Raw genomic sequence first — 24,450 nt, 5'->3', positions numbered from 1 at the left:
ACGGACGGTCCCCCAACGTACAAAGGTAAAGTGGCCGTGCGCCGCAGTACGCGTATGAGCGACGAGGAGATCGACGACGTGGACAGCGCCATCCTGTACGCGCTCCAGGAGGACGCCCGCAACATGTCCTCGGGCGACATCGCGGAGCGAACCGGGACGTCCGACAGCACCGTCCGCAAGCGAATCCAGCGGCTCGAGTCCGAGGGCATCATCAAGGGCTACAGCGCCGACGTGGACTACCAGCGGTCGGGCTATCCGCTCCGGATGCTGCTGTTCTGCACCGCGTCGATCCCCGAGCGTGGCGAGCTCCTGCCCGAGATCATGGAGATCGAGGGCGTCGTCTCCGTCCAGGAGCTCGTGACGGGCGAGCAGAACCTCCTCGTGACGGCGGTCGGCGAGTCCGACGACGACATCACGCCGGTCGCACAGGCGCTGCTGGACCTGGGCGTCACGGTCGCCGACGAGGTCCTCGTCCGCAGCCACGAGATGAAGCCCTTCGGCAAGTTCGACCCCGAGCAGGCCGGCACCGACGACTAGAACAGCACGCGTTCCACGTCCAGTTCGGTCGCCCGGCGGACCACCGCCGCCACCGGGTCGGCCGAGCCGGCCAGGTTGTCCGAGTCGCCGTCGAGCACGGTGAGCGCCGCCCGTCGGCCGGGCTCGATGACGCCGCAGTCCAGACCGGCGATCTCCGCGCCGGCGGTCGTCGCCATCCGCAGCACCTCCCGGGGCGTCACGTCGAACTCGCGCTCCGTGTACGCCATCTCGCGGAACATCGACGGCGGGTTCAGCATGACGTTGTCCGTGCCGAGCGCGACGCTCGTGTGGTCGAGCAGGTCGCGTATCGGCGGCGTGCCGACGTCGAGGACGGCGTTCGTCCGCGGGCAGGCGACGACCGGGACCGACTGGTCGGCGACCCGGTCGAGGTGCTCGCCCTCGGCGTGGACCATGTGGATCAGCAGGTCAGGGTCGAGGTCGAGCGCGGGGTGGATGTCCGTCGCGTCGGGCTCGCCGGCGTGGATGGCGAACGGGACGTCGCGTTCGCTGGCGGCCGCGCGCTCCGCGGTGAAGTCGTCGTCGTTCGCGCCGCTGGCGCCGTAGCCGTCGGCGACGTCGAGCACCGCCGGGTCGTCGCTCCCGAAGATGAACGCCTCGACGTCGAGCGGGGCGGCGGCCTCGCGGAGCGCACGTGCCCCCTCGACACCGAACTCGCGGAAGTCCAGACAGGAGACGGTGCCGGTCCGCCCGACGTGCCGGAGCGTCCGGCGCATCGCGGTCACCAGCTCGTCGTGGCTGGCGGCGGCGAGCCGGCGGTGCTTCAGGCTGTCCGGTGGGACGACCGCCTCCTCGAGCGAGAGCCCGACGGCGGCGTCCTTCGCCACGGAGTCGCCGAGGTGCGTGTGGGCGTTGACGAACGCCGGCATGACGATGGCGTCGCTCTCGACCGGCGCCTCCTCGATAGCGGCGATACGGCCGTCCTCGACGACGACGCGGCCCCGTATCGGCTCGAACGACTCCCCCGCCAGGATGGTCCCCGTCAGCTCGTCCATACCGGAACCCGACGCCCCGGAACGATATGGTTTGTCATCGGCACCACCCGAACAGTTCGGGAACCAGTCCGGGCTGTTCTGCGCATCTGTTCGTGGCAGGGGGTGGTGCGTGTGGTTCTCACCCGGCCGCGTATTCCCGCGCGAGACGGGGCGTCGCCGGCGACCAGCGAACCCGAGTGAACGACCATTATGGTCATAGTGGCAAAGTTTGCAGAACAATCTGGTAGACTAGAAAGCTTTAATAACCAATCCGTTCGTACAGGCTGGTAAGAACGGCCAGGGCCGAGACGGCCGGGATGGACCCGGCGGCGGTCGTGGCCGACGACGGAGCAACCGATGACAGGAGACGAACGGACGACGACGGTGGGACAGCTTCCGACTCCGGACCGCGACCGCGCTCGGCTGCCGGCGACGCTGACCCGAGTCGTGTGGCTGCTGTGGGCCCTGAGCCTCGTCGTGCTCGGCCTCCGGTGGTGGCGCGGCGAGGGCTGGGAGCTGGCCGGGGTCGTGGCCGTCGACGGGCTGACCGTCGTGCTGTGGGCTGCTGTGACCTTCTTCGGCGGTATCGTCCACAGCTACGCGCGGCGCTACATGGCCGGGAGCGAGACCATCGACCGCTTCTTCGGCCGCGTGTTCGCGTTCACGCTGGTCGTGCTGGTGCTGGTCGCGGCCGAGAGCCTCGTCCTGTTCTGGCTCGCGTGGCTCGCGATGGGGCTCCTGATGGCCGACCTCATCGGCCACGTCGAGGGATGGCCGCAGGCCCGGGCCGCGGGGGCGCTCGCCCGGCGCCACTTCCTCGCGAGCAGCGCGCTGCTCGGGGTCGCGCTCGCGACGCTCTGGTGGGAGACGGGGGCGACAACCGTCTCGGGGGTCGCGGCGACCGTCGACGGCGCGTCGCCGCTGGTGGTCCTCGTCGCCGCCGGTGCGCTCGTGGTGGCGGCGATGGTGCAGTCCGCGCTCCTCCCGTTCCACACGTGGCTGCTCTCGTCGATGACCGCACCCACCCCGGCCTCGGCGCTGATGCACGCCGGGTTCGTCAACGCGGGCGGCATCCTGCTGGTGCGGTTCGCACCGGTCGTCACCGTCGAACCCGCGGTCATGCTCGCGGTGGTGCTCGTCGGGGCGGCCAGCGCGCTCGGCGGGAAGCTACTGAAGACGGTCCAGACGGACATCAAGGGCACACTCGGCTGCTCGACGGTCGGCCAGATGGGCTTCATGCTCATGCAGGCCGGCCTGGGCTTCTTCGCGGCCGCCATCACCCACCTGATCCTGCACGGCTTCTACAAGGCGTACCAGTTCCTCTCGTCCGGGAGCCGCGTCGAGCACACGGCCCCGAACGGGACGAGCGACGGCGGCACGACCGGCCCCGTCGGGGGCGCGGTGGTCGTGCTCACCGCCATCGCCGGCGGGGCGCTGTTCGCCGCCCTCACCGGCAAGGGAACCGCGCTCGACACCGGGCTCCTGCTCGCGGGGCTCGTCGTCCTGACCGTCATGCACGCCGCCCGCGAGGTCGTCCGGCAGTCGGACGTGCCGGCGGCGGTCCGCTACGGCGCGGTCCCGCTGGTCGCGCTGCCCGCCATCGCCGTCTACGCCACGGTCTACGGCGCCATCGAGGGGCTGCTGGTCGGCCTCCCGGCGGTCGACGAGCACGCTGCCCTGACGCCGGTCCACGCCCTGGTCGGCGTGGCGTTCCTCCTGACGTACCTCGCCGTCGACACCGGCGTCTACCGCCGCAGCCGGCGGCTGTACGTGGCGCTGCTGAACGCCGGCCAGCCCGCCCGCGAGACCCTGCTGACCGACACGGAGGACTACAATGAGTACTGAACCCGCTATCGAGGAGCGCATCGACGCGGCGGCCGACGCGGTCGGTTCGGTCTGGCCGCTGCACTCGTTCGTGACCGCCAACCCGCTCGCCGGCTTCGAGGACCGTCCCTTCCACGAGGCCGTCGCCGACGCCGAACAGACCCTCGGCGGCACCGGCTACCCGAGCGCCGACGTGTTCCGGGCGGCGTGGGAGCGCGGCGCCATCGACGACGACCTGTTGCGGCAGGAACTGGCCGCCCACGGCTACGACGACGACCCCACCGCGTCGCTCGACCGACTGGCCGCCGCCGAGTCGGTCGACACGCCCGGGTCGGCCGTGGAGACGGCCACCGACCGGGTCGACGCGGTCCTCACGAAGTGGCTGGCGGCGTTCCTCGACCAGGGGCGCGCGAAGTGGCCGATGCCGGACCGCGAGCAGGGGTTCTACGCGGCGGTCAGGGGGCTGGCACCCCACGACGGCGACGTCCCGAGCGGCGGGGCGTTCGCCGACCGGCCCGCGGAACCGGTCGCCGCCATCCGCGCGGCCCTGACCGACTACCCGGTCGGCGAGTGGCGCGACGTCTTCGAGTTCCAGCTGGCCGCGCTGCCGGGCTGGACTGGCTTCCTCAAGCAGCGCGCCGCCGCCGGCGACGACTGGCAGACCGAGTACCCCATCACGCTCGCGGAGTATCTGGCGGTCAGGCTCACGCTCGCGGACCTGTTCGACGCGCCAGTCGCCCCCGACGAGACGCCCGACGGCCCCGACGGCGGGACCGAGACGCCCGGTGCCGACGTGCCCCTGCCAGAGGTCTGGCTCAGCGCGTGGGAGGCGAGCTACCGCGACGAGCTCGTCGACGCGGTCGCCGCCGCGAGCGAGTCGACCGCCGAGACGGGCGCCGCCGACGGCGACCGGCCCGACGCACAGCTGGTGTTCTGCATCGACACCCGCTCGGAGATCGTCCGCCGGCACGTCGAGGCGACCGGCGACTACGAGACCCACGGCTACGCCGGCTTCTTCGGCGTGCCGATGCGGTACTCCGGCTACGGCGCCGACGTGACCGTCGACGCCTGCCCGCCCATCCTCGACGCCCAGCACCGCATCGCGGAGCACCCCGTGGGCGGCGACGAGGAGCAGGCCGCTCACGACCGCTGGCAGGACAGCCTCTCGGCGGGGCGGACCGCCGTCGAGCGCCTGAAGGCGAACGCCGCGACCGCGTTCAGCTTCGTCGAGAGCGCGGGCGCGGGCTACGGCGCCGCGCTCGCCGCCCGGACGCTCGTCCCGGGGCGCGTCCACGACCTGCTGGACGCGGCCGACGAGCGCGTGCCCGACGAGCACGAGTTCTGCGAGCCGTCGGTCGACTACAACCCCTACTCGGTCCACGCGCTCCGGGAGGGACTCACGCTCGACGAGAAGGTCGAGTACGCCGCGACGGCGTTCGAGCTGCTGGGCTGGGAGCGCTTCGCCCGGCTCGTCGTCTTCACCGGCCACGCCAGCGAGACGGCGAACAACCCCTTCGATTCGAGCCTCGACTGCGGGGCCTGCGCGGGCAACGCCGGCGGACCGAACGCGCGTGTCCTCGCGGCCATCTGCAACGACGAGGACGTCAGGGCGGCCCTCGGCGAGCGCGGCATCGAGATTCCGGCGGACACCGTCTTCGTCGCCGCCGAGCACAACACGACCACCGACGAGATCGCGCTGTTCGACGGCCACGTCCCCGAGAGCCACGCGGCCGACCTCGAACGGCTCCGTACGGACCTCGCGACCGCCCGGGAGAACGCCGCCGCCGAGCGCGCCGCGGACATGGGCGCGGCCGGCGAGTCGGGCGTCCGCGACACCGAGCGTCGCGCCGCCGACTGGGCGGAGACGCGCCCCGAGTGGGGGCTGGCGGGCAACGCCGGCTTCGTCGTCGGCCCGCGCGAGCTTACCGCGGACCTGGACCTCGACGGCCGGTCGTTCCTGCACTCCTACGACTGGGCGACCGACCCCGACGGCGACGCCCTCGCGGCCATCGTCGCCGGCCCGCTGGTCGTCACGCAGTGGATCAACGCGCAGTACTACTTCGCGACGGTCGACAACGCGGCCTACGGCAGCGGCTCGAAGGTGACCCAGAACCCGGTCGGCAACGTCGGCGTCTACCAGGGCAACGGCGGCGACCTCATGGCGGGGCTCCCGCTGCAGTCGCTGTACAGCGCGGACGACGAGCCGTACCACCAGCCGCTCCGGCTGTCGACGGTCGTCCACGCGCCCGTCGAGCGCGTCACCGACGTGCTCGCCGACAACCCGGCCGTGGCCGGCCTGCTCGACAACGGCTGGCTCTCGCTGACGGTGGTCGACCCGACCCAGGACCACCGCGCGTTCGACTACGCCGGCGAACTCGAGTGGGCGCCGGTGTCGGAGCCGGCGGCTGCGACCGCGGAGCCGACTGTCGCGCCGCAGGCGGCGGACGACTGAGGCGGGGGAGGAGGCCGGCGGACTGCCAGCCGCCGACGCACCCATCCCGTCCCGTCTCCACCGACTCCGCACCCACTCACCGCACCGAAGGATTATCACCGACGCCGAGCAGAGAAGGGGGTGTGAACACCCCCGCCGACCAGGTCACCAGAGCGGAGGCCCAGGCGCTGCTCGAACGGAGCATCGGTCCCGACGCCGAGTTCCGCCCCCAGCAGTGGGACGCCATCGACGGGCTGGTCAACGAGCAGGACCGGCTGCTGCTCGTCCAGCGGACCGGCTGGGGCAAGAGCACGGTGTACTTCATCGCCACGAAGCTGCTCCGGGAGCGCGGCGCGGGCCCGACGCTCATCGTCAGCCCGCTGCTCGCGCTCATGCGCAACCAGATCGGGGACGCGAGCGCCCAGCTCGACCTCGACGCGTACACCATCCACTCGAACAACACCGACGAGTGGGACGAGGCGAAGCGACGCGTCGTCGACGGCGACTGCGACATCCTGCTCATCTCGCCCGAGCGCCTCGCGAACCAGGAGTTCCAGGCGGAGGTGCTCGCCGAGATGCGCGAGGAGTTCGGCCTGCTGGTCGTCGACGAGGCCCACTGCATCTCGGACTGGGGCCACGACTTCCGGCCGGACTACCGGCGCATCAGGCGCATCCTGCAGGAGCTGCCCGAGCACATCCCGGTCGCGGCGACGACGGCGACCGCGAACGACCGCGTGGTCGACGACGTGACCAGACAGGTGCCGGACCTGCGGGTCGTCCGGGGCGACCTCGTGCGCGAGTCGCTGCGCATCCAGACCGTCGAGCTCGACTCCAGAGCCGACCGGCTGGCGTGGCTGGCGGAGAACCTCGACGGCCTCCCGTCGTCGGGCATCGTCTACTGCCTGACGACGGACGAGGTCGAGGTGGTCGCATCGTGGCTGAACAGACAGGGCTTCGACGTCGAGCCGTACCACGGCGGGATGGACGGCGACCGCCGGAGCGAGCTCGAGGACGCCCTGCTAGCCAACGAGGTCGATGCGCTGGTCGCGACGAACGCCCTCGGCATGGGGTTCAACAAGCCCGACCTCGGCTGGGTCGTCCACTACCAGCGCCCGCCGAACCTCATCCGGTACTACCAGGAGATCGGTCGCGCCGGGCGCGGGCTCGACGAGGCGTTCGCCGTCCTGCTCTCCGGCGAGGAGGACGACGACATCGCCGAGTACTTCATCGAGTCCGCGTTCCCCTCGCCCGACGACTTCGACCTCGTGCTGGAGACCATCGAGGAAGCAGAGTCGCCGCTGTACAGGTACGAGATCCTCCAGCGCGCGAACGTCTCCTGGAAGGTCGCCTCGAAGTGCCTGAACATCCTCCGGGTGGAGAACGCGGTGCTCCGGGTCGACGACGGCTTCGAGCGCACCAGCAAGCGCTGGAGCTACGACCACGAGCGCATCGAGTCCATCACGGCCCAGCGCTACCGCGAGCTCCGCCAGATACAGGAGTTCGTCGCCACCGACGGCTGCCTCACGCGGTTCGTCGACGACGTACTCGACGGCTCGCTCGCCGAGCCCTGCGGCCAGTGCGCGAACTGCGCCGGCGACTTCTTCCCGCGCGCCCCGCAGGACGAGACCCTCGTCGAGGCGGCGGTCGAGCACTACGAGGCCGAGTCGTGGAGCGAGCTCTCCCCGCGCTACTACATGCCCCAGCGGGAGGGCGGGAAGACGAAGATCGAAGAGGACCGCAAACCCGCGGATGGCCGCGCGCTCTGCAACTACGGCGACCCCGGCCTTGGCGAGCGGGTCCGCGAGCAGTACGAGCGCGAGGGGACCTACGGCGACGGCGTGGTCAACGCGGCCGTCTCGCACGTCCGCGACGAGTGGGCGCCCGACTCCCGACCGGCCTGGGTGACGGCCGTGCCGTCGTTCTCGGGCGACGGGCGGGTCGAGGACCTCGCCGCCCGCATCGCGGCGGGGCTGGGCGTCCCGTACGTCCCCGCGCTGGCGAAGGTCGAGGCGACGGCACCCCCCGCGGAGCTGAAGAACTCGTACCAGAAGCGCTGGGACGTCGAGGGCGTCTTCGAGGTGCGCGGCGAACTCCGGGACGGCCCGGTCCTGCTCGTCGACGAGCTGGTCGACACGCGCTGGACGCTCACCGAGGCCGGGATGACGCTCAGGGACGCCGACAGCGACACGGTGTACCCGTTCGCGCTGGCGACGCGGACGCGGTGGTGAGCCCGGGGCAGGCGTCACCCCCGACCGTCCAGCCCGTGCCGACCGGAATCTTCAGCACGCTCCGCCGTGCGGGTGACGTATGGCGAAGACTGTCGACGACCTCCGGAACGAGATCAGGGAGGCTGTCGGACGATACGAGCGGGTCGAATCGACCGCGTTCACCAAGGAGGCGCTCGCCGCCATCTGCGAGGCCGTCGACTACGACATCGGGGCGGGCTCGCTCCCGTCGAAGGCACAGATGCGGGCGGGTATCCGCTGGCGGCTCGGCGAGGCGGCCGAGGACGACCCGGAGGCGGCGGGCGGCGCGTTCCGGAAGGCTGACCTGGTGGCCATCGCGGACGCACTCGACGGCGAGTGACCGAATCCGGTCGACCCTGTCGTGGCGGGCGTCAGCGAGCGGGGAGGCGCTCGGCCCACTCGCCGAGGACCGCCAGCGCGTCGAGCAGCTCCCCGCCCCTCGTCGTGAGGTCGTCGTAGACGGCGACCGGGGCGTCAGTGAAGCCGGTCCTGCTCCTCGGCCCACTCCAGCAGCGGCTCCAGCCGGCGGCACAGCGCCAGCCCGTCGTCGGTGAGTTCGTACTCGACGCGCGGGGGGATCTCGTCGTACTGCTCGCGCGAGAGGTAGCCCGCCGCGGCGAGCTCGTCGAGCCGCGTCGACAGCGTCGAGCTGCTCACGTCGCCGAAGGCGTCCTCGATCTCGCCGTAGCGGACCGGGCCGAGCGCGCCGACGATGCAGACGAGCTGCATCGCGTACTTCCGGCTGAGCAGGTCCATCACGCCCCCGAGCGGGCAGTAGCAGCGGGGGGGTTCGCGGTCCGTCTCGTCGGTCTCCGCCGTCGTTGCTGGCTGTTCGGACATGGCTTCGACTGGTCGCACCTGGTTCTATACTTCGGAGTTGACAGTATTTAACTTCGAAGGTCGAAGCAAAGACGTATGTCAGACAGAACGTGCAGATGTGGCGGTCCCGCTGTGGAACAGTCGACCGACGGCGCCGCCGGCGTCGACCGCTGGGTCGACGAGCGGCCGGTCGGTGCGGCACGGCTCCCGGACGACGTGGCCCGCGTGATGACCGCGTTCTACCCGGCGGGACCGGTCGAGACCCTCGACGACTTCGTGGCGGCCACCCGCGCGGCGGTCGACGGCGACGCGCTGGGCGTCGCGGACCTATGTCACGTCGACGGCGAGACGCCCCACGTCGCCCGTACAGGCGACGAGACGTACCGGTTCCGCTGCTTCTACGACGGGGTCGCGCTGTCGTACCTCGTCGACGAGCCGGTCGAGATCCGGACCGAGAGCCCGGGCGGCGTCCCCGTCGAACTGCGCGTGACGCCGGACGGGACGGTCGAGCGTTCGCCCGCCGAGGCAGCCATGTCCTTCGGCATCGCGACCGAGGCCGCCGACGTGACCGACCCGACGGTCGAGACGGTGTACGGGCACGTCTGTCCGTACGTGCGGGCGTTCCCCACCCGCGAGCGCTACCGGGAGTGGGCGGCGAGCGTCGACGCCGCGACGGTCGGCCTGCCGCTGTCGGCCGGTCTACCCATCGCCGCTGCACTCGTCGAGTAGTCCCCCCGGCCCGTGCGCCACTGCCGGAACCAGTTCCAGCTCGCTCCGCACGGCTCCAGCAGGGACGGCGCATCGCGCAGGCCATCCGCTCCGGGTCCCACGACGGCCGCGACCACGTCTGCGATTGGTGTGGCTACCGGTACGCCGGCGTTACGACCCGCCGACCAGCAGGTCCCGCAGCCGGTCGTGTGCGTCCTCGCTTCCGACGCAGATGAGCACGTCGTCGGGCTCGATGGCCGTCCCGGCGTCGACCTCGGTGCGGGTCTCGTCGCCGCGGCGGATGCCGAGCACCGTCACGCCGGTCCGGGAGCGGATGCTCACCTCGCCGACGGTCCGGCCCGCGACCGGGGCCTCGGGGGCGACGTGGACCCATCGGATGCGGGCGTCCTCGAACACGGCCGCCAGCCCCTCCTCGACCGGGTGGAAGTACGTCCCCTCGACGATGTCCGAGAGCTTGCGCGCGTCGTCCTCGTCGACCCGGAACAGCCGGTCGGCGTCGTCGTCGGCAGAGGCGCGCCAGAACAGCTCCCGGTCGCCGTCGTTGTGCAGCAGCACGACGAGCGCGCCGCCGTCGCCGAACTGCAGCGTGTAGCGCACGCCGGTACCCGGGAGCTCGGTCTCGTAGATCTTCATCTCAGGCGACGTCGATGTGCTCTCGGCACTCGTCGACGAGGTCCGGGACGGTGACCGAGACGGTCGGCTCGACCACGATGGTGACCCCGCGTCGGTCGTCGAGGAAGACGTGCAGCGCGGTGCCGTGCTCGTAGTCGACGACGAGGGAGTCCGCCGCGCCGAGGTTGAAGTACACCTCCTCGGCGTGGCGCTTGTTGTACACCGCGAGCGACCGGTGGACGAGGTAGTCGAGCTGGTTCCCCGTGAACTCGGTCGTGAGGTCGTCGCGGACGTGGTGGAACCGGTACTCGTACGTCCGGCTGTTGTAGTTGGCGACCCAGCGGAGGTCGTCCCCGTACCGGTTCTCGAGGAACGGGACCAGCCGGTCGAGGGAGTACTTCTGCATAGCGGTGCTACTCGGTCGGCGAGCTAAAGTAGGCGGCACATACACCGGGTCAGAGCACGAGTACCGCGAGCAGGAGCGCCAGCGCGAGCGCGATGACGAGCACGCCGAGGCCGATGGTCCGGCTCGCCCGGTCGAGCGCCGGTGGCGACGGCGCGTCGGGCTCGCCGGCCAACGCCGTGCGGACGCCACGTCGGAGGACGCCGCCCGCCCGGTTCGTCGTGTCCTCGACGGCGCCAGCGACACCGACGCTCGCGGTCTGGAGCGCCCGTCCGGCGGGATGGTACACCGAGTCGAGGTCGGGCGCCGGCGGGATGCGGGCCAGGAGCGGCCGGAGCACGGCGAAGCCGACGAGTCCGGCCGCCGTCACCGCGCCGGCCTTCTGGAACTGCGACGGCGAGAACGGCTTCGCGTCGGCGACGACGGCCGGCGGGAACACGTCGAGCAGGAGCGACGGGACGACGCCGAACAGCACGCAGAGCGCGGCGACGCCGCCGAGGGTCGCCAGTTCGAGGGGGTCGAGGTCGGCGGGTGCGCGCTCGCCCCGGGCCTCGTCGCGGTCGCTCACTGCGCGCCCGCTCCCGGAACCCCCCTCCGTCCGGTGCAGGAACGCGTAGTAGCCGAACTTCGCGAACGAGATCACCGTGCCCACGCCGCCGACGAGCAGCCCGTACCAGACCAGCGTCGGGCCGGTCGCCTCGACGCCGTCGATGACCATCCCCTTGCTGACGAAGCCGTTGAACCCCGGCAGCCCGGAGATGGACAGCGCCGCGACGAGGAAGACGGCGGCGGTGCGTGGCATCGCCCGCCCGATTCCGTCGAGTTTCTTCAGGCTCTCCCGGCCGGTCCGGTGGACGAGCACGCCGGCGACCATGAACAGGAGGCTCTTGTAGAGGATGTTGTTCACGAGGTGGACCATCGCGCCGCTCCGGGCGAGGCCCGCGCCGGCCCCGAAGCCCGCGACCATGTAGCCCACCTGCGAGACGATGTGGTAGCTGAGCAGCCGGCGCACGTCGGTCTGGAGGACGGCGAACGTGACCCCGAACAGGACCATCGCCGCGCCGACGTAGGTGAGCGCGACGTGGCCGTCGGGGAACGCCCGGACGGTGGCGTACGCGCCGACCTTCGTCGTCACCGCGGCGAGCACGACGCTCGTCGCGACGTGGGTCGTCGGGTAGGTGTCGACGATCCAGACGTGCAGGCCCAGAAAGCCCGCGTTGAGCCCGATGCCGAGCGCGACCAGCAGCGCGGGCAGTCCGGCGGTGACGCCGTCACCGAACAGGAACGTCCCGGCCTCGGCGTAGTGCAGCAGCACGCCCGCGACGAGCGCGAGCCCGCCGACCTCGTGGTAGACGGCGTAGCGGAAGCCGGCGCGCCGGTCGCTGGTGCGGTGCCAGACGAGCACGGTCGCGGCCACCGCCATCAGCTCCCAGTAGACGACGAGGCTCAGCCAGTCGCCGGCGAGGGCGGCCCCCATGCCCGCGCCGACGTACGCCAGCGCGAGCGCGGCCTGGCGACGGTCGCCGTCGGTGGCCACCGTGTAGGCGACCGCGACCGCCGCCACGAGGCCGAACGTCGCGCCGAGCAGCCGCGAGTAGGCGTCGACGTTGAACAGCACCGCGTCGAAGCCGAACAGGACCACGGGGACGTGTGCGCCGTCCGGGACGAGGAGGAGCCAGCCGCAGGTGGCAAGCGACGCCGCCACCGCGATGGCGGCGCCGACACGCTTCGGGAGCCGCGGGACGACGAGCGCGAGGGCGAAGGGGAGTATCTCGGGCGGCGCCGCGGTCAGGAGGCTCATCCGGCCGTCACCTCCGCGACCCGCGTCGCCAGCTCGTAGAACGGCAGCTCGGTCGGGACGACCCCGTAGACGACCGCCAGCGCGAGCGCGACGGCGACCGGGAGGAGCAGCTGCCAGTCGGTCTCGGTGCGCCAGGTGCGGGGCTCCCAGTCGTGGACGGCGTCGCCGTCGTGGCCACCGTCCGCGGAGAGGCTGGCCCGGGTCGGTCCCCTCTCTGCCCCCGATTCGGCGAAGAACGCCGCCGAGACGATGGGCCAGAAGAACAGCAGCTTGAGCAGCCCCGCGAGCAGGAGCAGCCCCGCGAGGACGAGGTCGCCGCCGGCGAACAGCCCGGTCAGCAGGTACCACTTGCTGACGAAGCCGGCGACCAGCGGGAAGCCGACGAGGCCGGCGCTGGCGACCGCGAACAGCGTCATCGTCGCCGGGAGCCGTCGCCCGATGCCGGCCAGCTCGTCGATGCGCTCGACGTGCGTCTCGCAGTAGACGACGCCGGCGCAGAAGAACAGGACGAGCTTCATCAGGGCGTGCGCCGAGAGATGCAACAGCGCACCCTGCACGGCCGTCGGCGTCAGCACCGCCAGCCCGAGCACGATGTAGGAGAGCTGGCTCACCGTCGAGTACGCGAGCCCGCGCTTCAGCCGGTCCTGTCGGAGCGCGAGCGCTGCGGCGAGCACCATCGTCACCGCCGCGACGACGGCGAGCGGCACGCCGACGCCGAACGTCCGGACGCCGTCGGGGCCGAACACGTAGAGCACGACGCGGGCGATGCCGAACGCGCCGCTCTTGACGACGGCGACGGCGTGGAGCAGTCCCGACACCGGTGTCGGCGCGACCATCGCCTCGGGCAGCCAGCCGTGCAGCGGGAACAGCGCGGCCTTGACGCCGAAGCCGGCGACGAGCAGCGCGAAGGCGACGCGGCCGACCAGCGGGTCGGCGGCCAGTACGCCGGCCAGCCCGCCCGGTGCGAACGTCGTCGTCCCGGCGACGGCGTAGACGAGCACCGTGCCGGCGAGGATGGCGACGCCGCCGGCGAGCGTGTACACGACGTAGGTCCGGCCCGCCCGCCACGCCTCCGCGGTCCGCTTGTGGACAACGAGCGGGTACGTCGCGACGGTGAGCAGCTCGTAGAAGACGAACAGCGTGAGCAGGTTCCCGGCGAAGGCGACGCCGACGGTCGCGCTCAGGCTCGCGGCGAAGGCCGCGAAGTAGCCGGTCTGGTGGGCCTCGTCGAGCGAGCGGACGTAGCCGACGCTGTAGAGGCTGGTGACGAGCCAGAGCCCGCTCGCGAGCAACGCGAACAGTGCGCCGAGCGCGTCCACCCGGAGCACGAGCCGGACGCCGGGCACGAACGCGATCCCCGGGCTGGCGTACGTGACGCCGCGGAGGACGCCCGGCAGCAGCGCGAGCACGACGCCGAACTTCACGAGGGCGGCGGCGAACGTCCACGCCTCACGGCGGTTCGGCCGGGCACCGCTCAGCAGGATGGGGACGACCGCGACGGCGGAGACGGCGACCGCGAGCAGCGGGAGGAGCGATTCGGTGGTCATGGGTCGAAGTGCCTGGTCAGGGGTCCAGCAGCGAGACGACGGACGGTTCGACGAACGAGGCGATACCGACGGCACCGACCCCGAGGACGACCGTGGCGACCGCGGCGCCGACGGCGACGGCGCGCATCCCGAGCGAGACCACGGCCGGGTCGTCCCCGGCGCCGTCGGTCGAGACCGTGTCGACGCCGTCCACCTCGTCGGCGGTCGGGAGCGGGCCGGGACGGTCCTCCCCGCCGCCGAGCCCGAGCTGCCCGAGGAGCCGGCCGAAGTACGAGAGCGAGAGCAACGTGCTCCCGACGACGACGGCGGCGACCGGCCACGAGCCGGCCTCGATCGCGCCCACGGCGAGGTACCACTTCGCCACGAAGCCGACCGTCGGCGGGATGCCGACCATGCCGAGGGCGAGCACGACGAGCGAGCCGGCGGCCCAGGGCGCCCGCGAGCCGACGCCGGCGTACCCCTCGACGGTCGTCGCATCGGTCCGTGCGGCGACGACGCCGCTGGCGACGAACAGTCCGCCCTTCATCAGCGCGTGGCCGAGCAGCTGGACGACCGCGCCGACGAGCGCGGGCACCGTCCCGAGGCCGATGCCGACCGTCGCGAGCCCGAACTGGGCGACCGACGAGTAGGCGAACAGCCGGCGGACCGAGGACGCGCGGAAGGCGAGGACGCCGCCGGCGACGACGCTGGCGCTGCCGGCGAGCAGGATGGCGTCGTCGACGAGCGGGTTGACCGCGAGGAAGCGGACGGTGAACACGGTGTAGGTCAGCCGGAGCAGCGCGTAGCCCGCGACGGTCGAGACGAGCGCCGAGAGCAGCGCGCTCACCGCCCACGGGGCGTGCTCGTAGGCGTCGGGCTGCCAGACGTGCAGGGGATAGAGGGCCATCTTCACCGCGAGACCGACGCCGATGCCGGCGAAGGCGGCGACCGCGAGCGGCGACCCGTGCGGGAGCTGCGTCGCGAGGTCGGCCATGTTCAGGGTCCCGGTCGCGACGTAGGCGTAGCCGACGCCGAGCAGGTAGCACGTCGCGCCGACGGTCCCGAGCAGGAGGTACTGGAGCGCGGCGAGCGCCGCCGGCCCACCCTCGGCGCGGGCGACGAGCGCGTACGCCGCCAGTCCCGATATCTCGAGGAAGACGTAGAGGGTGAACACGTCGCCGGTGACGCAGACGCCGGTGAGCCCCCCGACGAGCAGCAGGGAGAGCCCGTAGAACGGCCCGGAGCGCGGCCCGGCGGCGCGGGTGTAGGCCAGGAGCGCGAGCGAGACGCCGACGACGAGCACGACGAACGGTGTCGAGACCCCGTCGGCGACGAACTCGATGCCGAACGGCGGCGGGACGCCCCCGACGGCCTGGGCGACCCGCCCGCCGTCGAGGACGAGCACCGTCACCCGGAGTGCGAGCACCGCCTGGACCGCGAGGGTCGCCGCCGCGAGCGGCCAGCCGCTCCGCGGTCTGACCCAGCTGGAGACCGCGGCGAGTACGGCCCCCACGATGGGGACGACGACGAGTCCGACGAGCAGCTCACTCATCGGCGAGCTCCTCCCGGAGCACGTCCTCGCGGAGCGTGCCGTACTCCCGGTAGATGCGGACGACCAGCGCCAGCGCGACCGCCGTGACGCTCACGCCGACGACGATGGCGGTGAGCACGAGCACCTGCGGGAGCGGGTTCGCGTACGGGCCCCCGCCGGCGGTGACGATGGGCGGGTCGGCGCCGGTCCGGTACGCCGCCGTGACGACGAAGAGGAAGACGCCGGTCTGGAACACGTTGAGCCCGAGCACCTTCTTCACGAGGTTCTCGTCGTCGACGAGGACGAACAGCCCGACCGCGACGAGCACGACGGACCCGACGTAGGGGAGCCGGGCGAGGAGCACGTCGATCACCCCGAACCCTCCTCCGTGTCGGATGCGTCCCCGTTCCCCGGACCGGCAGCCGCGTCGCCGCCGAACCCGCCCGATATCTCGACGAACAGCACGACGACGGTCGCGGCGACGGTCACGCCGATGCCGACCTCGACGACCTCGACGGCGTAGAGCGGCCCCTTCGCGCCGGGGTACGCGGTGAGCTCGAAGGGCGTCCCCCCGAACGCGAGCGGGCCGACACCGACGGCGGCGAAGGCGACGACGCCGAGGGTCCCGCAGGTCGTCAGCACCGCCCGGTCGAGCCAGCGCGCGGTCTGGTCGACGCCGAAGGCGAACGCGATGGTCACGACGACCGAGGCGACGACGACGCCGCCCTGGAAGCCACCGCCGACGCTGCTCGCGCCGTGGAAGGTGACGAACAGGCCGAACGTGAAGACGAACGGCGCGACGAGTCGGACCGCCTTCGTGACGACGACGCTCTCGCGTGTCGGCTCGTCGGTCATCGTCAGAGCACCTCCTTCCGGAAGACGACGAGCACGGCGACGCCGGCCGCGAAGACGACGGTCACCTCGCCGAACGTGTCGAACGCGCGGTAGCCCGCGAGCACCGCGGTGACGACGTTCTCGGTGCCGAAGTCCGCGACAGCCCGGTCGAGGTAGTACGGCGAGACGCGCTGGAACGCCGGCGCGGACGGGTCGCCGGCGGCCGGGAGCGCCGGGATGGTCAGGCCGAGCGCGAGCGCGACGGCGCCGGCGCCGACGAGCGAGCGGAGCCGGACGTCGCGGACGAACGACGCCCCGCCGACCGGGCGGCCGGTCTTCACGATGGCGACGAGGAACAGCGAGGTCGTCACGCCGGCGCCGACGGCCGCCTCGGTGAGCGCCACGTCCGGGGCCCGGAGCACGACCCACAGGATGGCCATCCCGAGGCTGTACGCCGCGAAGACGACCGCCGCGGCGAGCGTGTCCCGCAGGAGCGCGACGACGCAGGCGACGACGACGAGGAAGCCGACCAGCACGCCGACGAGGAGGTCGGTCATCCGTCGTCCTCCCGCTCCCACGCCGCGATGCCCTGGACGTGTGCGGCCCGGGTGATGGCGTGGGCCGCGACCGGGTTGGTGAGCAGGACGAACACGACCAGCAGCGCGAGTTTGAACCGGGCGACGCCGGAGTCGAGCACGACCGCGACCGCGGCGAGGGCGAGCCCGGTGCCCATCGTGTCGCTCTTCGAGGTGGCGTGGGCCCGGGCGTAGACGTCCGGGAGCCGGAGCACGCCGACGGCCGCGACCAGCGAGAAGAACACGCCGCCGCCGGCCAGCACCACGACGGCGACGACGGTCGGTCTCACAGCGACCCACCTCGCTCCGCCGCGAACTTCGCCACGCCGAGGCTCAGGAGGAAGTTCAGCATCGCGTACACCAGCGCCACGTCCAGCACGCCCGGCTGGTCGAGCGCGCCGGCGACGAGCGCGATGACGACGACCGTCGTCGTCCCGATGGCGTTGACCGCGACGACCCGGTCCGGCGTCGTCGGCCCGACCGCGGCCCGGTACGCGAACAGGAGCGCCAGCAGGAGCAGCGCGGCGGCGGTCGCGACCAGCGTCGTCGTGACGGCGCCGGCTCCGAGATCCGTCACGGTTCGGACCCTCCGTCGTCGGTCGACTCCGCCTCCGCTCCGCGTCCGTGGAACACCCACGCGACGAGCCACTGGAGCCGCCCCGACTCGAGGCTCTCCCGGCTCTCCGCGGTCAGCGAGTGGACGAGGAACGTCCGGTCGCGCACGTCGACCGCCAGCGTCCCCGGCGTGAGCGTGATGCTGTTCGCGAGCACCATCCGTTCGAGGTCCTCCCGTGAGTCGGTCACCAGCGTCTCCAGCGACGGGTCGATGGGCAGCCGCGGGTGGAGGATGATGGCCGCGAGGGCGACGTTCGCCTTGGCGACCGCCCACAGCAGGACCGGCAGGAAGGCGACCGCCCGTGCGATGCGCGGCCCCGTCCGGCGGAGCGTCGGCGCGTCGGAGAAGCTGACAGACGACAGCCCGAGTGCGACGACGGCCGCGCTGAGCGCACCCGTCAGCAGGTCGAGGCCGCCGACGAACCCGCCGATGGCGAGGTAGAACAGGTACGATAGCCCGAACAGGGTGGCGTACCGACGCCAGCCCCCCGGGTGGACGAGGGAGCGCCGGCCGGGCGGTGACGCCACGCCGACGAGCTCGACCGCGCCGACGCCGAGCCGGTCGCGGAGCCGGTCCACCGCGAGCTCGCTGTCGGCGGCGAGGACGAGGCGGGTGACCGGGCGTTCGTCGAGGCGGGCGAGCAGTACGTCGGTCTGGTCCGCCGGGGTATCCAGTACCGCCGTCCTGACCAGTCGTGCCGACGCGTCCGCCCCGTCGAACGCCGACACCGCGGCCTCGGCGCGACGGCCTGTCGACTCGGCCGTCGAGCGGTCGGACGCCAGGACCAGCACCTCGACGGCGACCGGGCCGTCGGACTCCGCGCGGGTGTCCCGTCCCTCACGGAGGGCGTGCTCGACGGTCCGCTCGGCCGTCTCCGATGCGGTGACGACGGCGAGAACCCGTGGCTCGTGCTCCGGCACCTGGGGCATTTGCTACGTATCTGATGTGATGCGAGCCGCGACCATTACTGTTGTTAGCGAGTAGCATACGTCGTGGCTGTGGGTGGCGACGGGCTGCTATCAAAGAACCGACCGAGTGGTTACCAGCCGAACCGTTCTGCGGCCGGAATCGCCGTCTCAGGCGGTGGGCCCGTCCGCGTTCCCGGTGTACGTGTTGTCGGACGTGGTCAGGCTGGCCCCCTCCTCGGCGATGATGCCCGCCGTCGAGCTGTCGCGGACGATGCAGTCCCGGACGGTGGCCATCCCGGAGCTCTGGACGTAGACGTTCGCCCAGCCACCGTTGCCGCCGTTGGCGATCTCACAGGCGTCGAGCACGTTGTCTGGGTTCAGCGAGACGATCTCGATACCGTCCCAGAAGCCCGGCACGTCGGCCTCGCCCTCGAAGGTGATCCGGTTGTTCGTCCCGGCGACCGCGTCGAGGCTCCCGGCCTCCTCGACGGCGAGTCGGGTGCTCTGGGCGAAGGTGAAGTTCGCACCGGGCTGGATGCTGACGTCGGCCGCGAGGTGGACGTCTCCGAGGAAGTGCACCGGGACGGCGAGCGGGTCCCAGGTCGTCGGCTGGTCGACGGTCCCGCCGTCGACCTCGACGCGGTTCTCGCCATCGTACTCGCCGTACCCGGTGAACTGGTTGTCGTAGGGGATCTGTCCGAGGTTGGTCACCGGAATCCGGATCGAGCCCTGCTGGGTCCCGGCGAACCGGTTCCCGCTGAACTCCCGTATCCGGGTGTTCGCCTCGGCGTGGATCCCGTAGGTCGACGACTGCCCGAGGTGGCTGTCGACGATGGAGACCTCGCCGCCGTTCTGCACGTAGACGTTCGCCCAGCCGTCGCTGCCGGCGCTCTGGACGACCGCGTTCGAGAGCCGGTTCCGGTCGTTCGAGACGATCTCGATTCCCTGCCAGTGCCCGGGAGTGAGGGGCCCGTCGGCGGCGAAGTAGACCTCCGAATCGGACTCGCCGTCGGCGAAGAGGTGTCCCCCCTCCTCGACTATCAGACGGCTCCCCTGCCCGAATCCGCAGACCGTCCCCGCCTCGACCGTGACCGATGCCGCGAGGTTCGCACCGTCCGGGAAGATGTACGGTGCATCGAGGGCCGACCAGGTCGCGTCCTGCGTGACGGTCTGGTTGTCCACCACGACCTTCTCCGGCGCGTTCCCGTTCTGGTACTCCGTGGAGGGACCGAGGTCGGGGATCGCCGTCGCCGGGATGCGCATCGACCCCGACTGGTTATCGGTGAACGTGCTGTTCGACATCGACGTGAACCCGGTGTTCGCCTCGCCGTGGACGCCGTACGTCGACGACCGGTCGAAGAAGCAGGCGTCGAAGCCGGCCGTCGCACCGTTCTGGAGGTAGACGTTCGCCCAGCCGCCGCTGCCGCCGCAGGAGAGGAACGTGAGGTAGAACGACGCCTCGACACTACCGGCGGTGACCTCGATGCCCTTCCAACTCCCGGGTTGCTCGTTCGCTTCTGCGGGGAGGAACATGGTCATACGTTCGCCCGTGCCATTGGAGACGAGCGACGCGCCGTCGCCGACCGAGAGGAGCGTGTCCGGCGCGGGCTCGATGTGGGCCGCCTCGATCGTCAGCGTCGCCCCGTTCGTGACGGTCACGTCGCCGGTCATGCGGTACTCATCGCAGTCCCAGGTCGTGTCCTCGGTGATGCTGCCCGAGACCTCGACCGGCGACTCACAGGCCGAGTCCGACGTCTCGGTGTCGGTCCCCTGTTGCTGTTGAGTCGTCTGTTGTTGCTGTTGGGTGGTCTGCTGTTGCTGCGTGGTCTGTCGTTGCGTGGTCGAGGCCTGCGTCGGCGCCGTCGTCGAACCGCCGTTGCCGTTCGAGCTACAGCCCGCGAGGCCGACCATCGTGAGCGGGACGCCGGCGCGGAGCAGCTCTCGTCGCGAGAAACCCATGACCGTAGACTGATAGGTGCGTGCTTAACGCTTCTTGCCGACTGGCACCCCGCTGACAGCATCGCCGCCGGTCGCGACGGGAGCGCCGACCGACCGAACACTCATACCCAGGGGAGTGGACGCTTTAGTCCGGCGGGTCCAACGTATCGACCGGGATGCTCTCACGCAAGCGCCGCGTCCTGCTGGTGGTGGCGACGGCGGAGCTCCTGGTGATGTCGCTGTGGTTCAGCGCGAGCGCCGCCGCCCCCGAACTGGCGAGCGAGTGGGGGCTCACGGCGACCGAGACGGCGTGGCTCACCATCGCGGTCCAGCTGGGGTTCGTCGCCGGGGCGCTTCTGTCCTCGATTCTCACGCTCTCCGACGTGCTGCATCCGCGCCACCTCATCGCCGGCTCCGCCGTCGGGGGCGCGGCCTGCACGGCGCTCATCGCGAGCGTCGTCACCAGCGCGGTGCCGGCCATCGTCCTGCGGTTCCTGACGGGGATGGCACTCGCCGGTGTCTACCCGCCGGGGATGAAGCTGCTCGCCGGCTGGTTCAGGGAGGGGCGCGGGTTCGCCATCGGAGCTTTGGTCGGTGCGCTGACCGTCGGCTCGGCGCTCCCCCATCTGCTCCGCGCCCTCGGCGGCGTCGGCGAGCCCCGGGTCGTGCTCTACGGGTCGGCGGGGCTCGCGACGGTCGGCGCGCTGCTCGTGCTGCTCGTCGAACCGGGCCCGTACCAGCCGCCGGCCGCGCCCTTCGACCCGGGCGCCATCGGTCGCATCCTCCGGGACCGCGAGACGATGCTGGCCAACGGCGGCTACTTCGGCCACATGTGGGAGCTGTACGCCGTCTGGACGTGGATCCCGGGCTACCTCGTCGCGAGCCTCGCCGCGGGCGGCGGGAGCACCGAACTCTCGAGCCTCGCGTCGCTGCTCGCGTTCGCGACCATCGGCGTCGGCGGGCTGGGCGCCGTCACCGCCGGGTCGGTCGCCGACAGGCTCGGCCGGACGACCGTCACCAGCGCGAGCATGGTCGTCAGCGGGCTCGCCTGTCTCGGCGCAGGCCTGGTGTTCGGTGCCTCGCTCGTCGTGCTGGTCCCGTTCCTGCTCGTCTGGGGGTTCGCCATCGTCGCCGACTCGGCCCAGTTCTCGGCGGCCGTCTCGGAGCTCGCCGAGGAGTCCTACGTCGGGACGGCGCTGACGCTCCAGACCGCCATCGGCTTCCTCCTGACCACCGTCTCCATCCAGCTGGTGCCCGTGCTCGTCGGCGTGGTCGGCTGGCGGTGGGCGTTCGCGCCGCTGGCGCTCGGCCCCGCCCTCGGGACGCTGTCGATGCTCCGGCTCCGCGGGTCGGCCGCCGCGTCGAAGCTCGCCGGGGGGCGGCGGTAGGTCGGGCAGTCAGCGGTCGTGTCGGTCACTCCCCGCCGGACCAGCCGTCGAGCGCGCCCGCGAGCCGCCGGAGCTCCGGCTCCTCGTCGATCTCGGCGAGCCAGCGCGACGGCAGTCCGTCGGCGCCGAACCGGGCGCCCGCCACTGCACCCGCGATGGCGCCGACGGTGTCGGTGTCGCCGCCGCGGTTGACCGCGGTGACGATGGCGTCCTCGGCAGTGTCGGCCCGGAGCCCGTCGTGGAGCGCGGTCTGCAGCGAGTGGACGACGTAGCCCGACGTCGACAGGTCGTCGATGGCGTCGCCCCGGGCGACCGGCCGCAGCGCGGCGTCGAGCTCCGCGGGGACCTCGGTCGCGCCGAGCGCGCTCGCCAGCGGTTCGTCCTCGTCGCCCAGCAGGCCCGCGATCGTCCGGTTCAGCACGGCACAGCCGGCGGTGCAGCGCGGGTCGGCGTGGGTGATGCGCGAGGAGTCGCGGCTCGTCCGGTCGAGCGCCGCCGGGTCGTCGGCGAACGCGACGGCGAGCGGCGGGCAGCGCATCACGCTCCCGTTCCCCGCGTTCGAGCCCTCGGGGCTGTCCGCCCAGACGGCTTCCCCAGCCTCGTCCCAGGACCGACCTTCGCGGAGCGCCTCGAGCGACCGCCGGGTCATCCCGCCGATGTCGAACGGCCCCGACTCGTACCACGCGACGAACCGGTCGGCCACGTCGGCGGGGTCGAACCGACCGGTCTCGACGAGGCTCCGGGCGATGCAGAGCGCCTGCTCGGTGTCGTCGGTGATGGTGCCCGCGGGCTGGTTCCACGTGCCGTGGCCGACCATCTCCGTGAGCGTCCCGTGCGCGCTGGCGATCTGCCCGGCGCTCCGGAACTCGACGGGTCGACCGAGTGCGTCGCCGCAGGCCAGGCCGAGGAGGACGCCCTCGGCGCGGTCGCTGGACATGCACTGGTGTTCGAGAGCCGACAGGAAAGCGGTTTCGCCCTACCCGACGACGGTGCCGTCCGCGGAGGTGCCGCCGCGGTTGAACGAGGTGATCTTCACGCGGACCACGTCGCCGACGGCGGCCCCCGACGGCACGTCCTCCGCGAAGACGACGAAGCCCTCGACCTTGCCGACGGCGACCCGCTCGCCGGAGTGGTGGTCGGTGAACTCGGTGATGCCGAACTCGACGGTGTCGCCGATGTCGACCGGTGGTTCCCGCTCCTGTGCCTGCTCGTGGGCTCGCTTCGAGGCACGGGCGTCGCTGCTGCCACGACGCCGGAGCACTGCCGCGACGGCGACGAGGAGCACGACCGCCGCCGCGCCCCCGGCGATGTAGAGCTGTTGCATGGCCGCGTGGTCGCCGCCCGGCGGGAAATAGGTTGGCGCTACAGTCGTCGGTCACGGCTCCGGCGCGAGCCACGACATCCCCACGCCGACGAGGCCGAGGACGCCCGCGGCGAGGAACGCCGTGCCGTAGCTCGTCGCCTCGATGAGTGCGCCGCCGACGATGGGCGCGAGGAACGCACCGGCCAGCCCGACGCTGGTGAGGAACGCGACGGCGGTGGCGGCGACGGCGGGCTCGACGAGCTCGCGGACGTAGGCGAACACGAGGCCGAGGCAGAGCTGGATGGCGAAGCCGGCGACCAGCAGCGCGACGACGACGACCGCCACCCCACGCAGCGCGGTGAACGCGACGACCGCGGGCGTGGCGACCACGAACGACGCCAGCACGACCGGGCGGCGGCGGCCGTCGAACAGACGGTCCGAGAGCACGCCGCCGCTGATGCGCGAGAGCACGCCGACCGCGGGGAACAGCGCCGAGACCGCGCCGCTGACGACCAGCGTGAGACCGAGCTCGTCGGTCAGGTAGGATGGCGCCCAGCTGTTGACGAACAGGTAGAGCGAGTAGCCGAGGAAGCCGAGGATGCCGACGAGCCAGACGCGCCGGTCGGTGACGACCCGCGAGAGGTCGCCGACCGTCGGCGTCGGGGTGTCGCTCGCGCGGCCGCTCCCCCGGCTGGTCGGCCAGAACAGCGCGAGCCCGAGCACCGAGAGCGCGGTGAACGCGGGGAAGACGGCGGGCCAGCCGAACGCGCCGGCGACGACGGGTGCGGCGGCCTGCCCGACGGCGAAGCCGACCGGGCCGCTCGCGGTGAACGTCGCGACGGCGGTCGCCTGTCGCTCGGCCTCGAACGAGCGCCCGACGACGTCGATGCCGGCGTTCCAGACGACGACGTAGGCGAGCCCGCCGAGCACCCGCGAGCCGAGCAACAGCGCGTAGGACCCGATGCTCGCGGCGTACCAGCCCCAGACGCCGGCGACGAGCAGGAGGCCGACCGCGACGGCGACGGCGTGCCGGGAGTTCGTCCGGTCGAGGACGACGCCGACGGGGATGCTGGCGACGACTGCGGTGCCGAACATCACGCTGACGACGAGCCCGGCCGCCGAGGGACCGATGTCGAGCGACCGCCGGATGAGCGTCGTCACGCTCGCCGGCGCGAGCTCGTACGCCCCGAGCGAGACGGACATGATGCTCGCGCCGAGGAGCAGCCCCCAGCGGGCGCGCTCGCTGGCGACGGCCGGGCCGTCGCGAGCCCCACCGCTGGCCGTGCCGTCTGGAGGAGCCTCGCCGCCCGGGTCGTCGGTCGTGGACACGCCACACCGGTTCCGCCGGCCAGGCTATCAAGCTGTCGTGCAGGGTGCTCACTTCCACCATGGGCGATCGGCCGCGGGCCCGTCGTCCGGACAGACGTCGCCGCCGAC

24 protein-coding genes are annotated in these 24,450 nt (G+C 72.1%); 7 read left to right on the top strand and 17 right to left on the bottom strand.

What is annotated here, in order from left to right; all coding sequences use genetic code 11:
• Positions 1–54 precede the first annotated feature (54 nt).
• Positions 55–537, top strand: a complete 483-nt coding sequence (locus ACSG06_RS00695) for an Lrp/AsnC family transcriptional regulator (protein ID WP_440988338.1) — start codon at positions 55–57, stop codon at positions 535–537.
• Here ACSG06_RS00695 and ACSG06_RS00690 read toward each other — a convergent pair.
• Positions 534–1,550, bottom strand: coding sequence for an amidohydrolase family protein (locus ACSG06_RS00690; RefSeq protein WP_440988337.1), 1,017 nt, complete (start codon positions 1,548–1,550; stop codon positions 534–536). The genes ACSG06_RS00695 and ACSG06_RS00690 overlap by 4 nt on opposite strands.
• Before the next feature lie 336 nt (positions 1,551–1,886).
• Between ACSG06_RS00690 and ACSG06_RS00685 the strand changes: the two genes are divergently transcribed.
• From ACSG06_RS00685 to ACSG06_RS00670, 4 genes are all read left to right on the top strand, one after another.
• On the top strand, positions 1,887–3,374 hold the full coding sequence (locus ACSG06_RS00685) for a proton-conducting transporter transmembrane domain-containing protein (RefSeq protein WP_440988336.1): 1,488 nt from the start codon (positions 1,887–1,889) through the stop codon (positions 3,372–3,374).
• Positions 3,364–5,805, top strand: a complete 2,442-nt coding sequence (locus ACSG06_RS00680) for a DUF2309 domain-containing protein (RefSeq protein ID WP_440988335.1) — start codon at positions 3,364–3,366, stop codon at positions 5,803–5,805. Before ACSG06_RS00685 ends, ACSG06_RS00680 begins: the two co-directional genes overlap by 11 nt.
• Before the next feature lie 122 nt (positions 5,806–5,927).
• Positions 5,928–8,012 carry a RecQ family ATP-dependent DNA helicase gene (locus tag ACSG06_RS00675; protein ID WP_440988334.1) on the top strand — a complete coding sequence of 695 codons (2,085 nt, stop codon included), beginning with the start codon at positions 5,928–5,930 and terminating at the stop codon, positions 8,010–8,012.
• Positions 8,013–8,091: 79 nt separating this feature from the next.
• Positions 8,092–8,370 carry a hypothetical protein gene (locus tag ACSG06_RS00670; RefSeq protein WP_440988333.1) on the top strand — a complete coding sequence of 93 codons (279 nt, stop codon included), beginning with the start codon at positions 8,092–8,094 and terminating at the stop codon, positions 8,368–8,370.
• 134 nt (positions 8,371–8,504) lie between these two features.
• On the opposite strand, the gene ACSG06_RS00665 is transcribed toward ACSG06_RS00670, so the two are convergent.
• Positions 8,505–8,870, bottom strand: a complete 366-nt coding sequence (locus ACSG06_RS00665) for a winged helix-turn-helix transcriptional regulator (protein ID WP_440988332.1) — start codon at positions 8,868–8,870, stop codon at positions 8,505–8,507.
• A 75-nt stretch (positions 8,871–8,945) separates the two neighbouring features.
• Between ACSG06_RS00665 and merB the strand changes: the two genes are divergently transcribed.
• Positions 8,946–9,578 carry an organomercurial lyase gene (gene merB, locus ACSG06_RS00660; protein ID WP_440988331.1) on the top strand — a complete coding sequence of 211 codons (633 nt, stop codon included), beginning with the start codon at positions 8,946–8,948 and terminating at the stop codon, positions 9,576–9,578.
• 150 nt (positions 9,579–9,728) lie between these two features.
• Here the strand turns inward: merB and ACSG06_RS00655 are convergent, their stop codons facing one another.
• The 12 genes from ACSG06_RS00655 to ACSG06_RS00600 all read right to left on the bottom strand — a co-directional run bounded on the left by ACSG06_RS00655 (position 9,729) and on the right by ACSG06_RS00600 (position 20,343).
• Positions 9,729–10,211, bottom strand: coding sequence for a cation:proton antiporter regulatory subunit (locus ACSG06_RS00655; RefSeq protein ID WP_440988330.1), 483 nt, complete (start codon positions 10,209–10,211; stop codon positions 9,729–9,731).
• Position 10,212: 1 nt separating this feature from the next.
• Positions 10,213–10,596: a DUF7522 family protein gene (locus ACSG06_RS00650; RefSeq protein ID WP_440988329.1), complete on the bottom strand. Its 384-nt coding sequence runs from the start codon at positions 10,594–10,596 to the stop codon at positions 10,213–10,215.
• Between the two features lie 49 nt (positions 10,597–10,645).
• Positions 10,646–12,394, bottom strand: coding sequence for a proton-conducting transporter transmembrane domain-containing protein (locus ACSG06_RS00645; protein ID WP_440988328.1), 1,749 nt, complete (start codon positions 12,392–12,394; stop codon positions 10,646–10,648).
• Complete coding sequence (locus tag ACSG06_RS00640; protein ID WP_440988327.1) at positions 12,391–13,941, bottom strand: proton-conducting transporter transmembrane domain-containing protein; 1,551 nt, start codon at positions 13,939–13,941, stop codon at positions 12,391–12,393. The genes ACSG06_RS00645 and ACSG06_RS00640 overlap by 4 nt, the downstream gene beginning before the upstream one ends.
• Positions 13,942–13,957: 16 nt before the next feature.
• The gene (locus ACSG06_RS00635) at positions 13,958–15,472 is read right to left on the bottom strand and encodes a complex I subunit 5 family protein (protein WP_440988326.1); all 1,515 of its coding nucleotides are present in this window, start codon (positions 15,470–15,472) and stop codon (positions 13,958–13,960) included.
• Positions 15,465–15,824 (bottom strand): cation:proton antiporter subunit C, encoded by a 360-nt coding sequence (locus ACSG06_RS00630; protein WP_440988325.1) that lies wholly within the window; start codon positions 15,822–15,824, stop codon positions 15,465–15,467. The genes ACSG06_RS00635 and ACSG06_RS00630 overlap by 8 nt, the downstream gene beginning before the upstream one ends.
• Positions 15,821–16,306 carry an MnhB domain-containing protein gene (locus ACSG06_RS00625; protein WP_440988324.1) on the bottom strand — a complete coding sequence of 162 codons (486 nt, stop codon included), beginning with the start codon at positions 16,304–16,306 and terminating at the stop codon, positions 15,821–15,823. The genes ACSG06_RS00630 and ACSG06_RS00625 overlap by 4 nt, the downstream gene beginning before the upstream one ends.
• Positions 16,307–16,308: 2 nt before the next feature.
• Entirely contained in the window at positions 16,309–16,842 is a 534-nt protein-coding gene (locus ACSG06_RS00620) for a DUF4040 domain-containing protein (protein ID WP_440988323.1), read from the bottom strand.
• On the bottom strand, positions 16,839–17,150 hold the full coding sequence (mnhG, locus tag ACSG06_RS00615; protein WP_440988322.1) for a monovalent cation/H(+) antiporter subunit G: 312 nt from the start codon (positions 17,148–17,150) through the stop codon (positions 16,839–16,841). Before mnhG ends, ACSG06_RS00620 begins: the two co-directional genes overlap by 4 nt.
• A complete protein-coding gene (locus ACSG06_RS00610) occupies positions 17,147–17,437 on the bottom strand; it encodes a monovalent cation/H+ antiporter complex subunit F (protein WP_440988321.1) in 291 nt (96 codons plus the stop codon). Before ACSG06_RS00610 ends, mnhG begins: the two co-directional genes overlap by 4 nt.
• Positions 17,434–18,405 (bottom strand): Na+/H+ antiporter subunit E, encoded by a 972-nt coding sequence (locus tag ACSG06_RS00605; protein WP_440988320.1) that lies wholly within the window; start codon positions 18,403–18,405, stop codon positions 17,434–17,436. The genes ACSG06_RS00610 and ACSG06_RS00605 overlap by 4 nt, the downstream gene beginning before the upstream one ends.
• A gap of 147 nt (positions 18,406–18,552) precedes the next feature.
• Positions 18,553–20,343 carry a right-handed parallel beta-helix repeat-containing protein gene (locus tag ACSG06_RS00600; protein WP_440988319.1) on the bottom strand — a complete coding sequence of 597 codons (1,791 nt, stop codon included), beginning with the start codon at positions 20,341–20,343 and terminating at the stop codon, positions 18,553–18,555.
• A 155-nt stretch (positions 20,344–20,498) separates the two neighbouring features.
• Between ACSG06_RS00600 and ACSG06_RS00595 the strand changes: the two genes are divergently transcribed.
• Complete coding sequence (locus ACSG06_RS00595; RefSeq protein WP_440988318.1) at positions 20,499–21,710, top strand: MFS transporter; 1,212 nt, start codon at positions 20,499–20,501, stop codon at positions 21,708–21,710.
• A 25-nt stretch (positions 21,711–21,735) separates the two neighbouring features.
• Here ACSG06_RS00595 and ACSG06_RS00590 read toward each other — a convergent pair whose 3' ends face one another.
• Genes ACSG06_RS00590 through ACSG06_RS00580 form a run of 3 tightly spaced genes read right to left on the bottom strand, consistent with a single transcriptional unit; the run spans position 21,736 to position 24,216 of the window.
• On the bottom strand, positions 21,736–22,647 hold the full coding sequence (locus ACSG06_RS00590; RefSeq protein WP_440988317.1) for an ADP-ribosylglycohydrolase family protein: 912 nt from the start codon (positions 22,645–22,647) through the stop codon (positions 21,736–21,738).
• A gap of 39 nt (positions 22,648–22,686) precedes the next feature.
• Positions 22,687–23,034 (bottom strand): TRAM domain-containing protein, encoded by a 348-nt coding sequence (locus tag ACSG06_RS00585; RefSeq protein WP_440988316.1) that lies wholly within the window; start codon positions 23,032–23,034, stop codon positions 22,687–22,689.
• Between the two features lie 51 nt (positions 23,035–23,085).
• The gene (locus ACSG06_RS00580) at positions 23,086–24,216 is read right to left on the bottom strand and encodes an MFS transporter (RefSeq protein WP_440990280.1); all 1,131 of its coding nucleotides are present in this window, start codon (positions 24,214–24,216) and stop codon (positions 23,086–23,088) included.
• Positions 24,217–24,450 lie beyond the last annotated feature (234 nt).

Source organism: Haloarchaeobius baliensis (assembly GCF_052060055.1).
Classification (GTDB): Archaea; Halobacteriota; Halobacteria; order Halobacteriales; family Natrialbaceae; genus Haloarchaeobius; species Haloarchaeobius baliensis.
The sequence above is the reverse complement of the archived record's forward strand: the minus strand, read 5'-3'. Positions and strand labels throughout refer to the sequence as shown.